This window comes from Croceitalea vernalis, from assembly GCF_031846405.1.
In the GTDB taxonomy this organism is placed as follows: Bacteria; Bacteroidota; Bacteroidia; order Flavobacteriales; family Flavobacteriaceae; genus Croceitalea; species Croceitalea vernalis.
In genome coordinates, this window is record NZ_JAVRHU010000002.1 from 816,625 (window position 1) to 828,785 (window position 12,161).

The 12,161-nt window shown below is 33.7% G+C and carries 16 protein-coding genes; 11 read left to right on the forward strand and 5 right to left on the reverse strand.

Features of this window, described 5'->3' with window-relative positions; translation table 11 throughout:
• The first annotated feature begins 13 nt into the window (after positions 1-13).
• The 8 genes from RM520_RS10085 (at position 14) to RM520_RS10120 (ending at position 6,689) form a co-directional block, all read left to right on the forward strand.
• The gene (locus RM520_RS10085; protein WP_311387939.1) at positions 14-1,372 is read left to right on the forward strand and encodes a serine hydrolase domain-containing protein; all 1,359 of its coding nucleotides are present in this window, start codon (positions 14-16) and stop codon (positions 1,370-1,372) included.
• Positions 1,373-1,381: 9 nt separating this feature from the next.
• Positions 1,382-2,893, forward strand: coding sequence for a serine hydrolase (locus tag RM520_RS10090; protein WP_311387940.1), 1,512 nt, complete (start codon positions 1,382-1,384; stop codon positions 2,891-2,893).
• Positions 2,894-2,909: 16 nt separating this feature from the next.
• Positions 2,910-3,527, forward strand: coding sequence for an FMN-binding negative transcriptional regulator (locus RM520_RS10095; RefSeq protein ID WP_311387941.1), 618 nt, complete (start codon positions 2,910-2,912; stop codon positions 3,525-3,527).
• A gap of 3 nt (positions 3,528-3,530) precedes the next feature.
• On the forward strand, positions 3,531-3,908 hold the full coding sequence (locus RM520_RS10100) for a hypothetical protein (protein ID WP_311385595.1): 378 nt from the start codon (positions 3,531-3,533) through the stop codon (positions 3,906-3,908).
• 9 nt (positions 3,909-3,917) lie between these two features.
• Complete coding sequence (locus tag RM520_RS10105) at positions 3,918-4,394, forward strand: GNAT family N-acetyltransferase (protein WP_311387942.1); 477 nt, start codon at positions 3,918-3,920, stop codon at positions 4,392-4,394.
• 178 nt (positions 4,395-4,572) lie between these two features.
• Positions 4,573-5,070 (forward strand): DoxX family protein, encoded by a 498-nt coding sequence (locus tag RM520_RS10110; protein ID WP_311387943.1) that lies wholly within the window; start codon positions 4,573-4,575, stop codon positions 5,068-5,070.
• Between the two features lie 108 nt (positions 5,071-5,178).
• Positions 5,179-5,604: a DUF2141 domain-containing protein gene (locus RM520_RS10115; protein WP_311387944.1), complete on the forward strand. Its 426-nt coding sequence runs from the start codon at positions 5,179-5,181 to the stop codon at positions 5,602-5,604.
• Positions 5,605-5,747: 143 nt separating this feature from the next.
• Entirely contained in the window at positions 5,748-6,689 is a 942-nt protein-coding gene (locus RM520_RS10120) for a LysR substrate-binding domain-containing protein (protein ID WP_311387945.1), read from the forward strand.
• A gap of 20 nt (positions 6,690-6,709) precedes the next feature.
• On the opposite strand, the gene RM520_RS10125 is transcribed toward RM520_RS10120, so the two are convergent.
• The gene (locus RM520_RS10125) at positions 6,710-6,907 is read right to left on the reverse strand and encodes a hypothetical protein (protein WP_311385600.1); all 198 of its coding nucleotides are present in this window, start codon (positions 6,905-6,907) and stop codon (positions 6,710-6,712) included.
• 98 nt (positions 6,908-7,005) lie between these two features.
• Between RM520_RS10125 and RM520_RS10130 the strand changes: the two genes are divergently transcribed.
• Positions 7,006-8,328, forward strand: coding sequence for a D-alanyl-D-alanine carboxypeptidase (locus RM520_RS10130; protein WP_311387946.1), 1,323 nt, complete (start codon positions 7,006-7,008; stop codon positions 8,326-8,328).
• Position 8,329: 1 nt separating this feature from the next.
• On the opposite strand, the gene RM520_RS10135 is transcribed toward RM520_RS10130, so the two are convergent.
• The 4 genes from RM520_RS10135 to RM520_RS10150 form a co-directional block, all read right to left on the reverse strand.
• Positions 8,330-8,914: an NUDIX domain-containing protein gene (locus tag RM520_RS10135; protein ID WP_311387947.1), complete on the reverse strand. Its 585-nt coding sequence runs from the start codon at positions 8,912-8,914 to the stop codon at positions 8,330-8,332.
• 24 nt (positions 8,915-8,938) lie between these two features.
• Positions 8,939-9,592: a DUF2461 domain-containing protein gene (locus RM520_RS10140; protein WP_311387948.1), complete on the reverse strand. Its 654-nt coding sequence runs from the start codon at positions 9,590-9,592 to the stop codon at positions 8,939-8,941.
• A 79-nt stretch (positions 9,593-9,671) separates the two neighbouring features.
• On the reverse strand, positions 9,672-10,469 hold the full coding sequence (locus tag RM520_RS10145) for a TIGR00266 family protein (protein WP_311385604.1): 798 nt from the start codon (positions 10,467-10,469) through the stop codon (positions 9,672-9,674).
• Between the two features lie 57 nt (positions 10,470-10,526).
• Positions 10,527-10,982, reverse strand: a complete 456-nt coding sequence (locus tag RM520_RS10150) for a DUF4442 domain-containing protein (RefSeq protein ID WP_311387949.1) — start codon at positions 10,980-10,982, stop codon at positions 10,527-10,529.
• A gap of 170 nt (positions 10,983-11,152) precedes the next feature.
• Between RM520_RS10150 and RM520_RS10155 the strand changes: the two genes are divergently transcribed.
• Both RM520_RS10155 and RM520_RS10160 read left to right on the forward strand, forming a co-directional pair.
• Positions 11,153-11,635 (forward strand): DUF4870 domain-containing protein, encoded by a 483-nt coding sequence (locus tag RM520_RS10155; RefSeq protein ID WP_311385606.1) that lies wholly within the window; start codon positions 11,153-11,155, stop codon positions 11,633-11,635.
• Between the two features lie 190 nt (positions 11,636-11,825).
• Positions 11,826-12,155 carry a PadR family transcriptional regulator gene (locus RM520_RS10160; RefSeq protein ID WP_311385607.1) on the forward strand — a complete coding sequence of 110 codons (330 nt, stop codon included), beginning with the start codon at positions 11,826-11,828 and terminating at the stop codon, positions 12,153-12,155.
• The last annotated feature ends 6 nt before the right edge of the window (positions 12,156-12,161 follow it).

Here is a 12,161-nt window from a genome sequence, read left to right on the forward strand (position 1 = left end):
AATAAAAAACCAAATGAAACATTTACTGATTTTAGCTCTAGCTATACTAAGTATTACGGCAAGCTGCAGAAACGAGAAAGCCTATGTTGAACCGCAACTAACAGGCTTAGAAAAGTATACGGATTCCCTTTTTACCGCTTCTATTGATAGCAGTATGGTTGCAGGCGGAGCCGTTTTAATTCATCAAAATGGTGAGACACTTTTAAAACAAGCCTATGGTCAGGCAAGTTTAGAACTTGACGTACCGATGCCTGAAAATGCCAGTTTTGAAATTGGTTCAGTGACTAAACAATTCACTGCCGTTGCCATTCTAAAATTGGTTGAAGAAGGCAAACTATCTTTAGAAGATGATTTCACCAAGTATTTGGATTATGATACCAAAGGTCGAAAAGTTACCATTAATCATCTACTAAATCATACTTCTGGCATTGCCAGTTATACAGAAATTGAAGAATTTGGAAGTCTTGTCCCGCAAGACCTACCAAGAGATTCCTTAACCAGAATTATAGAAACTAAAGATTTTCTATTTGAACCAGGTGAAGCCTTAATCTATAATAATTCCGCTTATTTTTTCTTGGGATTGATTATTGAAAAAGTTACTGAGAAGGCTTACGAACAATATTTAGACGAAGTGATTTTTGAGCCTTTAGGTATGAAGAACACGTATTACTGTTCTACGAGCAAGGCAGTCAAAAACAAAGCCTATGGTTACGATTTTAGTCCGGAAGGTTTACAACAAAAACAATATTTAAACCATAAATGGCCTTACGCAGCGGGTTCATTATGTAGTACCACAGAAGACCTTTTAATTTGGATGAATGCTTTGCATAATCAAAAAATAGTTAGCAATGAACAGTATCAAGAATTAATAACCCCAAAAACTTTAAACGATGGGATTCAGGTAAGATACGCTATGGGACTTACCAACTTCACGAATTATGGCCATCAAGAAATCGGTCATGGTGGTGGCATACCAGGCTTTTTATCTGATACCAGATATTACCCCGAAGAAGACCTATATATTATTTGTCTTGTAAATACAGCAGGACCTCATGGCGGAAATTTTTTCGCCAATAAAATTACTTGGAATATCCTTGAGAAAAAAGAATATGAAGGAATCGAATTAGATTTTGACCCGAACGAAATCACCGGTACTTATTCTGGTCAAACCCGTGGTCGAAAACAATCTGTTAATGTGCAGGCCCTAACAGATGCTATTACAATTGAATTTAATGGCAATGGAAAAATAGACACCCTCAGAACCTATATAGGCGATTATACTTGGATGGATGGCAATACCAAAATTAGAATTAAAGACGATCTTTCAAAAGTAGATCAGGTTTCCGGATTTTATATTATGAAAAAAAAGTAAACAATAACTATGATAACTAAAAGATCAAATCAATTATTATCTATATTATTTCTCTTTACCCTCGCAATGTCCCAAGGGCAACAAAACAAAAACGTAGCACAATTAGATGCCATGATTGTTCAAGGTATGCAGGACTGGAAGGTTCCTGGTTTAGCAACAATTGTAGTAAAAGACGGAGAAGTTGTTTTTCAAAAAACCTACGGCGTGAAAAATTTGACTACGAAAGAGCCTGTCAATGAAAACACCTTATTCAATATGGCCTCGACTACAAAAGCGGTCGTAGCCATTGCCATGAGTATGTTGGTTGATGAGGGCAAACTTGATTGGGACGATAAAGTAGTGGACCACCTCCCCTATTTTAAATTGTCCGACCCATACATCACCGCAAATGCTAGGGTAAAAGATTTATTCACCCACAATTTGGGTATTGGTAATGCTGATGTTTTGTGGACACTCGATAGCGTTTCAACGAAGGAGACTATTAAAAGGTTTCAATTTGCTGAGAAAGCCTACCCGCTTCGCGGAGGGTTTACCTATCAGAATATTATGTATGCAGTCGCTGGAGAAGTAATCAAAGAAGTAAGCGGGCAACCATGGAATGAATTTGTAACAGAACGTATATTCAAAACTTTAGGTATGAATAGAACTCAAGCCGTGGCAAGTGATATTTTTAAAGCAGGTGATTTTGTAACTCCCTATTATGATGATTCTGAAGAAGGTATTGTCGAGGTTGATTACGGTTTTTCCGATCAAATAGGTCCGGCAGGAATGATTTGTTCTAGTGCAAATGATATTTCAAAGTATTTGACATTTCTTGTAAATGATGGTGTGCACAAGTCTGATACTTTGGTACAACCAAAAACATTCAAGTATCTTTTTGAGCCTAAATCGTTTTTAGGCAATACTGGAACGTACCCTACAAATGCATTGACCAAACCAAATTGGAATACCTATGCTATGGGTTGGTTTCAACAAGATTATCGAGGGCATAAACTTGATTTTCATACAGGAAGCTTATTTGGTCTGGTTGCCATAGCTGGTATTGTACATGAAAAGGATATGGCTGTTTACGTGTTTGCCAATTTAGACCATGCAGAATTACGACATGCCATCCTTTACAAAGCTATTGACCTTTTTGCTTTTGAAGATGATTCACGTGATTGGCATAATGAAGTTTTTAATTTGTACCAAGGATTTAAAAAATCAAATCTAGAATTTCAAGAAAAAAAGAAAAAAGAACGCATTTTAAATACCAAGACAAGTTTAGCCCTAATAGAATATGAGGGCACGTATAATAACGAGTTGATAGGTTCAGCTAAAGTTAAATATAACAATGGCCAACTTCAAATTGATTTCAATGACTTTGTAAAATATAATCTAGAACATTGGCATTATGACACTTTTTTGACCAATAAAGATTCGAGATTTCGTCAAAAAATGATGATACGATTTGAATTGAATACCGATGGAAAAGTTCAAGAATTAGATTTGTTTGGTGATGTCCTTACAAAAACAAAATAAAAACACATTATCTTAAATGTACATTCCGCATTACTACAAAAAAGAAAACCTTGAAGAAATCAAAGAATTCATTCAAGAAAATAGCTTTGGTATTTTAATAAATCAGGTCAATAACAAACCATGGGCTACCCACATTCCATTAGAACTAGACATAGATGAAAGTGGGAATGATATTTTGGTAAGTCATATTTCAAAAGCAAATCCGCAATGGAAGGAATTTGAAAAGCAACCAGAAGTGCTCTGTGTTTTTAATGGGCCTCATTCTTATATTTCGTCTTCGTGGTATAGAGAGGAAGAGGTGCCAACCTGGGATTATATTGCCATTCATGTATACGGTAGAATAAGAATTTTATCAGAATCAGAGGTAATGGATTCTATGAGAAAATTAGTCGCCAAATATGAAGCAAATTCAAAAAACCCGATTTCGTTAGAAAACATGTCTGAAAAAACCTTGAGGCAGGTAAAGGGTGTAGTCGGTTTTAAAATTGAAATATCGGATATTCAAGCTGCTTATAAACTTTCTCAAACGAGACCTGAAGATCATCAATCGATTATTAAAGAATTAAATGATGGTAATGTAACATCTAAAGAAATTGGTATACATATAGAAAAACAATCAAAACTAAATCAATAGATTATGCTACATAATAAATTTTGGCAAGGTTTTTTCGCAATTGCCCCGCTATTAATAGGTGTTTTGGCAATCGTGTTTTATTTCTTTTTTATTTTCAATTTGGTAACTACCATTGAAACTAATGAAGCTATGGATGCCAACACTTCAGTATCCCTAATTTTAGGAGAGCTTGCTTGGTTTTTTACTTTTATTGGCTTGGCAATCATAATTTCAGTAAGTAGTTTTATTTTTTACATTGTTCATGCTGTCCAAAACCCCAATCTCAAAGAAAATAATCTTCTAATTGTTTGGGTTCTACTTTTTGTATTTGTTGGAGGAATAGGACAATTAGTTTATTGGCTCGTCGAAATAGTAAGTAAAAACCAGCAATTGAGGACTTAACACTTTATTATGTCATATTCAAATCAAATTACCATTATTGATTTCGAAGAAAAGTACCAAGAAGACTTTAAGAAATTAAACCAATGGTGGATTGAGAAATACTTCACTATGGAGAAAATGGATTTTCAAGCCCTAGATAATCCGAAAGAATATATTATTGATAAAGGAGGTTATATTTTAATCGCATTACTAAAAGGTGAAGCTGTTGGGGTTTGTGCATTAATACCAACCAAGCTTAGTGATTATGATTTTGAATTGGCCAAAATGGGGGTTGCACAAAATGCGCAAGGTCATGGTATTGGTTACCTTTTGGGAAAAGCAGTGATTCATAAAGCACGACTTAATGGAGCAAAAAGAATTCACCTTGAAAGCAATACAATATTAGCACCTGCGATTAGGTTATATGAAAAATTGGGGTTCAACGAGGTTAAGGGACTTCCAAGCCCGTATGAAAGGTGTAACATTCAAATGGATTTAAATTTATAATTGTTTGTTCAAAGAACATCTAATTCTTTTAGTTTTTAAATAATTAAAAATTGACAACAAAATATGGTTGTTCTAATGGTTTACATCTTTTTTATTTAAAATGAACTACTTTAATAATAGTTAAACAAACTTTTTTAATCGTCGTATTTTTAATATATTATCCTTTAAATAACGCTCATTGAAAAGCATTCTACACAAAGTTATTCAACCTTTTACGTGCGACTCTTGGTATTTAAATCTATTTATCAAAGTGCCTCAAATTGTAATGGGTATCATATTAGCTTTTCATTTCGGAAAGTACTCCTTTGGAGTTCCGTGGTCTCCAGAGCGACTTAATTTAACCTTTTTTGAAGTTGCCCCCTGGTTTTTAGATGTGGTAAGTAACTTTTATAATCCAATTGGTAATTTTCCCTATGCCTTTGCACTCTTCTCTGGTCTAACTAAAATTGTAGGAGGTATTGCACTTATACTGGGCGTATTCTCAAGAATTGCTTCCTTTTGTGTAATAATTTTAATGTCTATATTTTTAATAAATCAAGAGTTTATAGATTTTAATTTCACTTTTCCATTATTCTTTATCGCTGTAAGTTGCTTTTCACTTTATTTTGGTTCTGGTAAATTCGGTATTGATTACCTCATTGCTAAAAAATTTTTTTCTACTTCATCAAACAGATAATCTTACAATTCGGTATTTAATTTCTACAACTCAGTAGGGTTACTTTTTTTATTGAAGGTCATGTCTGCACTTTTGTACTATCATTAACAAACAAAATCAAAAAACAAAATGAAAAAATTAGCATTTATTATCGGAGTATTTTTTATTTCAATTACGGCAAAAGCACAAGAACAAGAACAAGAATTAGTTAAGATAACTGTTACCATTGAAAATGTGCTAAATGACAATGGAATTATCCTTGTTTCATTACATAATGAAGATACCTTCATGAAAGGAGCTGGAGTTATTGATTTGGCAGACCAAGCCCAAAAGGGCGAAGTTACTTTAACCTTCGAAAATGTAAAACCGGGCACCTATGCTGTTATGGTATTACATGATGAAAACGAAAATAACAGAATGGACTTTGAATCAAACGGAATGCCAAAAGAAAGCTATGGAATGTCCGGCAATGCGATGGTGATGGGACCACCAACATTTAATGACGCAAAATTTGAAGTCGCCTCAGAAGACCTAGAATTCAAAATAAGATTCTAACAACTACCATCAATCAATTTATCAAATGAATCAACCCCATGTAAAAGTGGGGTTGCTTGTTATATAGGATTTATCAATCTTAATAATTAAAATCAATCAATTATTCTGATGGTTTTGTAACTTTAAGGCTCAATATTTCTTTAATGACAATTACACAATTACAGTACGTTTTAGCAGTTGCGGAATATCAAAATTTTACTTTGGCAGCCGAAAAGAGTTTTGTCACTCAACCCACATTAAGTATGCAAGTTCAAAAATTAGAAGACGAACTTGATATATTAATTTTTGACCGAAGTAAAAAGCCAATTTCTATTACTGAGGTCGGAAAAAAAATTGTTGCTCAAGCAAAAAACATTGTTGCTGAAGCTGACAGAATCAAAGATATCGTTGACCAGGACAAGGGCTTTATTGGTGGAGATTTTACTTTAGGAATAATTCCAACAGTTATGCCAACCTTACTTCCAATGTTCTTATCCACTTTCATCAAAAAGTACCCAAAAGTAAATCTTATTATAAAAGAACAAGCTACAGATACCTTAATAAAGAATATTCAAGATGGGCATTTAGATGCTGCAATTGCCGCAACCCCGTTAGAGGTAGAATTCATTAAAGAAAAACCTCTTTATTATGAACCCTTCGTAGGATACGTACCCAATAACCATAGGTTAACAAATCTCAAAGAAATCTCAACCTCTGATTTAGATATTGCTGACATTTTACTATTACAAGACGGACATTGCTTTAGAGATGGGGTTATTAATTTGTGTAAATCTCCAAAGGACCGTTCTGATGAACATTTTAAAATCGAGAGTGGTAGTTTTGAGACTTTGGTAAATTTATCTAATGAAGGAATGGGAATGACCTTGCTACCATTTTTAAATACTTTAGAATTAGATAAACGGAAAAAGGAGAACCTACGTCATTTCAAAAAGCCCTCACCAGCCCGAGAAATTAGCTTAATTTATCATAAAAGTGAATTAAAAATACAAATAACCGAAGCTATAAAAGAAGTTATTTCAGCAGTAGTAAGAGGTGCTATTGCTTTTCAAGATGTTCAAATTATTAGCCCTTTAAGTAAAAATTAAAACCGCCCGAAGGCGGTTTGTTATGCTTTTAAGTAAAGTAAACTTTGGTGTAATTCTGGTTTGTCGTCAATAAATTGTTGTAACCAGATTTTGAGTTCTTCAATTTCATCAGGCAGTAGTCTTGAAACTGCCTTCTTTAGCTCTTTTGCAAATAATTTTGCATCAAAACTGACTTTCTGCAATACAGTCTTAGTGTATTCCAACATAGCTCTTGCCATATTTTAAATTGTATTTATTAGGTTTATTGGTTGCTCACTAATTTAGTCAGAAAAGACATATATTGTTGACATCTAAGCGTTAAAAATTAAATAATTTCATGTTAAAATCGACAAGGAGCATATTACAAGATGTTTTAAATCAATTCATTAGAAGAAAAACGCTTTTAATCTGTTTTATCTGCGCTGTTGTATTTAGTTGCTCATCAGTAAACCTCAATAGAGAACTAAAGGGTGTGAATTCAATTCTTGAAGGTGATTTTTATAATAACCAATTTACCGGTATTTTAATCGTGAATACAGATAAAACGGATACTATACTTGCTTTAAACAGTGACAAATATTTTATCCCAGCAAGTAATGTAAAAATTTTTACTCTTTATTCAGGTTTAAAATTAATACCTGATTCTATACCTGCACTTAAATATATAAAACAGAACGACACTTTGTATTTTGAAGGTACTGGCGATCCTAGTCTTATTCATCCCTTCTTCAATGACACATCAGCATTGAAATTTTTAGAAAATCATCCGAACTTAGTGTTTTCAAATTCTAATTTTAGAGATACAAAACTTGGGCCTGGTTGGGCCTGGGAAGATTTTGAATTTTACTTTTCCCCTGAAAGAAGTGGCTTACCTGCTTATGGCAATGTTGTAAAAATCTTAGAATCAGACTCCTTAATGGTATCACCAGGTGTGTTCAACAATTCAATTCGTAGAGGAAAACAGAATCATAAGCGAAGTATTACCGAGAATAAGTTCAATATTCCAGAAAATTTAATTGATACTTTAGAGATACCGTTTATAACATCCAATGAACTAACCCAATCTTTACTTCAAAATGAGCTTCAAAAACCAATTAAACTTAGTGAGGGCTTTCCAAAAGGGCAGAAAAAAGTACTTTATGGAATGTCAACTGATTCCATTTACAAAAGAATGCTTTTTGAAAGTGATAATTTTTTAGCAGAACAATTAATGCTTGTAGCTTCTTCTACTTTATCAGATAGTTTAAGTTTTAAAATATCAAGAAATTACATTTTAAAAAATCAACTTTTATTTTTAAATCAACAACCACGCTGGGTTGATGGTTCAGGACTATCGCGCTATAACTTATTTACCCCTGAGTCTTTCGTGCATGTGCTTAGCAAATTAAAGAAAGAAGTTGCTCAAGATCGCTTGTTTCATATTTTTCCAATGTGGGATGCTTCAGGAACAATTACCAAACCCAGTACAACAAATGAAACAAACTTTATATACGCCAAATCTGGAGGAATGGGTAATGTTTATAATTTAAGTGGGTATTTAATAACTAAATCTGGTAAAGTATTCATATTTAGTTTTATGAATAATCATTTTAGAATGCCAAGTAGCGAGATTCGACAAAAAATGTATTCAATTCTAAAAAAAATTCACGACTTATATTAAATCAATTAAATAATCCATTTAGTTGAGCCCACTGCAACAGCATTATAGTTTTTGCATCTTTTATTTCTCCATTAGTCACCATGGCTAGCGCATTTTCAAAACTCATTTCTAGAACTTCAATATTTTCAGTTTCGTCAACAGCTCCTCCTCCTTCACTTACTCGCATTCGAGCTTCATATTCGCCAATAAAAAAGTATAATATCTCAGTCACCGAACCTGGTGACATATAGGATTCAAAAACCTTTTTGACTTTCTCAATTTTATAACCTGTCTCCTCTTCTACTTCCATTTTAATAGTTTCTTCAGCATTGCCCTTTTCTAAAATACCAGCGCATGCTTCTACCATCATACCATCTTCATTTCCATTAACGTAAGTTGGCATACGAAATTGACGCGTTAAAACCACTTTTCTTTTAGTACTATTATATAGTAAAATCACTGCACCATTTCCACGATCATAAGCTTCTCTCTCTTGAGTTTCCCATGAACCATCTTCCTTCTTGTAATCAAACGTATATTTATTAAGGGTATACCAGTTGTTAGATAGTAGCTCTTTTTTTATTTTTCTAACGTTTCCATGTTTCATCAATATATTTCAAGGTTTATTAGATTAAACGGTAATTGCTTTATTCAAATATCTTCTAAAAGGCAGCATAATATTATATGCATTAATAAGATAATCTTCAAAATCATCTTTTAAAACTAAGTCTGAAGAAAATTCCATCGCAACGGCAAAAGTTTTATTTCGTAATAAATCGATATGACGATGTTTATTCGAAAATCCTTTGGGTGCATTGGTTAATTTGACATCTTCATATAGTCCTCCAATGAGGTTTTTAAACGATTTTTTATTTAAAATTTGAAGCAATTCTTCTCCGTCATAGTCAATGGCATCTCTAATACTTCGCAATCGCTTAGGGTCTGGCCTCCATAAACCCCCGGCAAACATAGAGCGCTCAATACCAATCTCAACATAAAAATCACCAGTATTCGGACGTTTATCAAATCCTGCTCCAAAATGGTCTTTATATATTGGCTTATTTGGATGAAACATTAAATTATTATTGATGCGATTGATACCCTTTTTACCGGGTGTATCATAATAAGCATCATCTATTACAGAAAGTTTTGAATTGATATCATTTAGCCAAGCTATGTAATCATCGCGAACTTCTTTATACCATTTTCTATTGGTATCCATCCATTCTTTATTGTTGTTCTTTTGTAACTCTTGTAAAAAGTTGATTTGGTTTTTAAAATCCATGAAACGAACATAATAAAAAACACCCCTAAAGTTGCCCTTAAGGGTGTGAAATCCTATAATTTTTTAACTAACAGAGCCTCTAAAAACCACGGTCTCCCATTGCAATGTCGCCAAGAGTGCCTAAAATACTTCCCTCGCCTTTATCCTTTCCACCTCTAGGGATTGACGATAAAACTCTACCGGCTAATCGACTAAATGGTAAAGACTGAACATATACCGTTCCCGGGCCTCTTAGGGTAGCAAAGAAAAGTCCTTCACCCCCAAATACCGTATTCTTTATACCTCCGACAAATTCAATATCATAATCTACGGTATGAGAAAAACCTACTATACAACCAGTATCTACTTTTAAGACTTCACCAGCCGCCAATTCTTTTTTAGCCATTGTTCCGCCAGCATGTACAAAAGCCATTCCATCACCTTCTAGCTTTTGCATAATAAAACCTTCACCACCAAAAAGCCCTCGTCCCAATTTCTTTGAAAATTCAATACCTACGGAAACACCTTTTGCGGCGCACAAGAAAGCATCTTTTTGACAAATAAATTTTCCTCCTTTTTCAGATAAATCAATTGGCAATATTTTACCTGGATATGGTGAAGCAAAACTTACTTTCTTTTTACCTTGACCTATATTTAAAAAGGCAGTCATAAATAAACTTTCACCAGTCAACATGCGCTTACCTGCTGAAAATATTTTACCCAGAACACTACTGTCTTGATTAGAGCCATCGCCGAAAATGGTGTCCATTTTAATATCTGTATTCATCATCATAAAGCTTCCTGCTTCAGCTACCACCGCTTCTTGAGGGTCGAGTTCAATTTCGACATATTGCATTTCTTCCCCATAAATTTCATAGTCTATTTCGTGTGCATTCATGTTTTAAAGTTTTTTGTTGATAGCTATTAGTTAGTGAAAATGATATTTTGTTACAAACTATTTCTTTAACCTTACGGTCCATTCAAAGTTGAATGTAGAAACCAATACCCCATCTTTATTTACTCCAAAAGACTTCATCCAAAACTTTTGGCCCTCTCCAGTCTCAATAGTTTTTTGAATTGCATCAGCAATTAAATGTCCGTCTTCACAAGTAAATGTGATTTTACCTGTAGCTTTTTTAGAAAAGTTAGCTGTATTATTTTGAACTAACATTGATATTTTACGACCACTTTCGCGTATTTGATCACTAACCATTGCCCCAGTTACAAGCTCGGCAGCCATACCCTGAACTGCCCAAAACATACTTTTAAAAGGGTTTTGATTAATCCAACGGTGGGTAACAGTGGCAATCGCTTTTTGGTTATCTAAATGTTTTAACCGCACACCACACCACCAAGCAGAAGGTAATTTAAAAAAGGTAAAAGTGTTGAATTTACTGGTACTAATAGCCATATGTACTTATTATTTCCGCTAAAAGTAATTAAAATATTCGCTATTTCAATATGTTAATAATATGTTAATATTTAGTACTATGTGTTGCATAGTACCTTTTTTTAGATATATATTTGTATCGTAAGCTAATAGGTAATCTATTTGGTTTACCTAATCATCAATCAAAAATCATGACAGAATCATTAACTAAACACGAGCGAAACCTATCTGCTATTATTCATGCTTCTACGTTTTCAAAGTACTTCATTCCTTTTGGTAATTTCATTTTACCATTAATACTTTGGACCGCAAATAAAAAAGAATATGAATTTGTTGATTACAATGGTAAGCAAGCCTTAAATTTTCAAATAAGTATGCTACTTTACTCCATTATAGCGGGGTTAATTAGCATTCCATTTTTCATTGGATTTTTACCAGATTTATTTAACGGAGATTTTTTTGGGTTTCATAGGTTAAGTGATTACAATAATTTAAACATTCATTTAAGCAGTGACGACTTCCGGTTTGGTCGTTGGTTATGGCCCGCTGGTATTACTGGTGTGCTACAGGCCGGACTCGTCATTGTGAATGTAGTATATACTATTCTGGCAACCATAAGGACTAACGAAGGTCAAACCTTTAAATATCCTTTCACCATAAAATTCATTAAATAAAACATTCCATCAAAAAAAAGGAGTTTAATCATCAATCAAAAACGAACAAAACATCAATCAACCGATGCTAATCACATCAACCAAAAGCCCATCATACCCCCTCTCCGAAGTGGAGAGGGCTAAGATGGAATCAGATGCCAAAACAAGTTTGGCACAAACGAACAGTTAATTTAATACGAATCCTTACATTATGAATATAGAAAACACAAAAGCACAAATGCGAAAAGGGGTTCTAGAGTATTGCATTCTTTCTATCTTAAAAGATAAAGACAAATATGCATCTGAAATTCTAGGAGCTTTAAAAGACGCAAAGATGCTCGTGGTCGAGGGTACTATTTACCCATTATTGACCCGATTGAAAAATGCAGGGCTGCTCAATTATCGTTGGGAAGAATCAACTTCAGGGCCGCCACGCAAATATTATGCGCTCACTGAAACAGGTCAGTTGTTTTTAAACGAACTCAACGGTACTTGGGATGAACTTAGAAATGCAGTTAACTTGGTAACCAACAACAAATAAGCCGAT

Excerpts from the sequence above, each read along its gene's own strand:
- RM520_RS10085 (WP_311387939.1), top strand. The coding sequence starts at position 14 with ATGAAACATTTACTGATTTTAGCTCTAGCTATACTAAGTATTACGGCA.
- RM520_RS10090 (WP_311387940.1), top strand. The coding sequence starts at position 1,382 with ATGATAACTAAAAGATCAAATCAATTATTATCTATATTATTTCTCTTT.
- RM520_RS10095 (WP_311387941.1), top strand. The coding sequence starts at position 2,910 with ATGTACATTCCGCATTACTACAAAAAAGAAAACCTTGAAGAAATCAAA.
- RM520_RS10100 (WP_311385595.1), top strand. The coding sequence starts at position 3,531 with ATGCTACATAATAAATTTTGGCAAGGTTTTTTCGCAATTGCCCCGCTA.
- RM520_RS10105 (WP_311387942.1), top strand. The coding sequence starts at position 3,918 with ATGTCATATTCAAATCAAATTACCATTATTGATTTCGAAGAAAAGTAC.
- RM520_RS10115 (WP_311387944.1), top strand. The coding sequence starts at position 5,179 with ATGAAAAAATTAGCATTTATTATCGGAGTATTTTTTATTTCAATTACG.
- RM520_RS10120 (WP_311387945.1), top strand. The coding sequence starts at position 5,748 with ATGACAATTACACAATTACAGTACGTTTTAGCAGTTGCGGAATATCAA.
- RM520_RS10125 (WP_311385600.1), bottom strand. The coding sequence starts at position 6,907 with ATGGCAAGAGCTATGTTGGAATACACTAAGACTGTATTGCAGAAAGTC.
- RM520_RS10130 (WP_311387946.1), top strand. The coding sequence starts at position 7,006 with ATGTTAAAATCGACAAGGAGCATATTACAAGATGTTTTAAATCAATTC.
- RM520_RS10135 (WP_311387947.1), bottom strand. The coding sequence starts at position 8,914 with ATGAAACATGGAAACGTTAGAAAAATAAAAAAAGAGCTACTATCTAAC.
- RM520_RS10140 (WP_311387948.1), bottom strand. The coding sequence starts at position 9,592 with ATGGATTTTAAAAACCAAATCAACTTTTTACAAGAGTTACAAAAGAAC.
- RM520_RS10145 (WP_311385604.1), bottom strand. The coding sequence starts at position 10,469 with ATGAATGCACACGAAATAGACTATGAAATTTATGGGGAAGAAATGCAA.
- RM520_RS10150 (WP_311387949.1), bottom strand. The coding sequence starts at position 10,982 with ATGGCTATTAGTACCAGTAAATTCAACACTTTTACCTTTTTTAAATTA.
- RM520_RS10155 (WP_311385606.1), top strand. The coding sequence starts at position 11,153 with ATGACAGAATCATTAACTAAACACGAGCGAAACCTATCTGCTATTATT.
- RM520_RS10160 (WP_311385607.1), top strand. The coding sequence starts at position 11,826 with ATGAATATAGAAAACACAAAAGCACAAATGCGAAAAGGGGTTCTAGAG.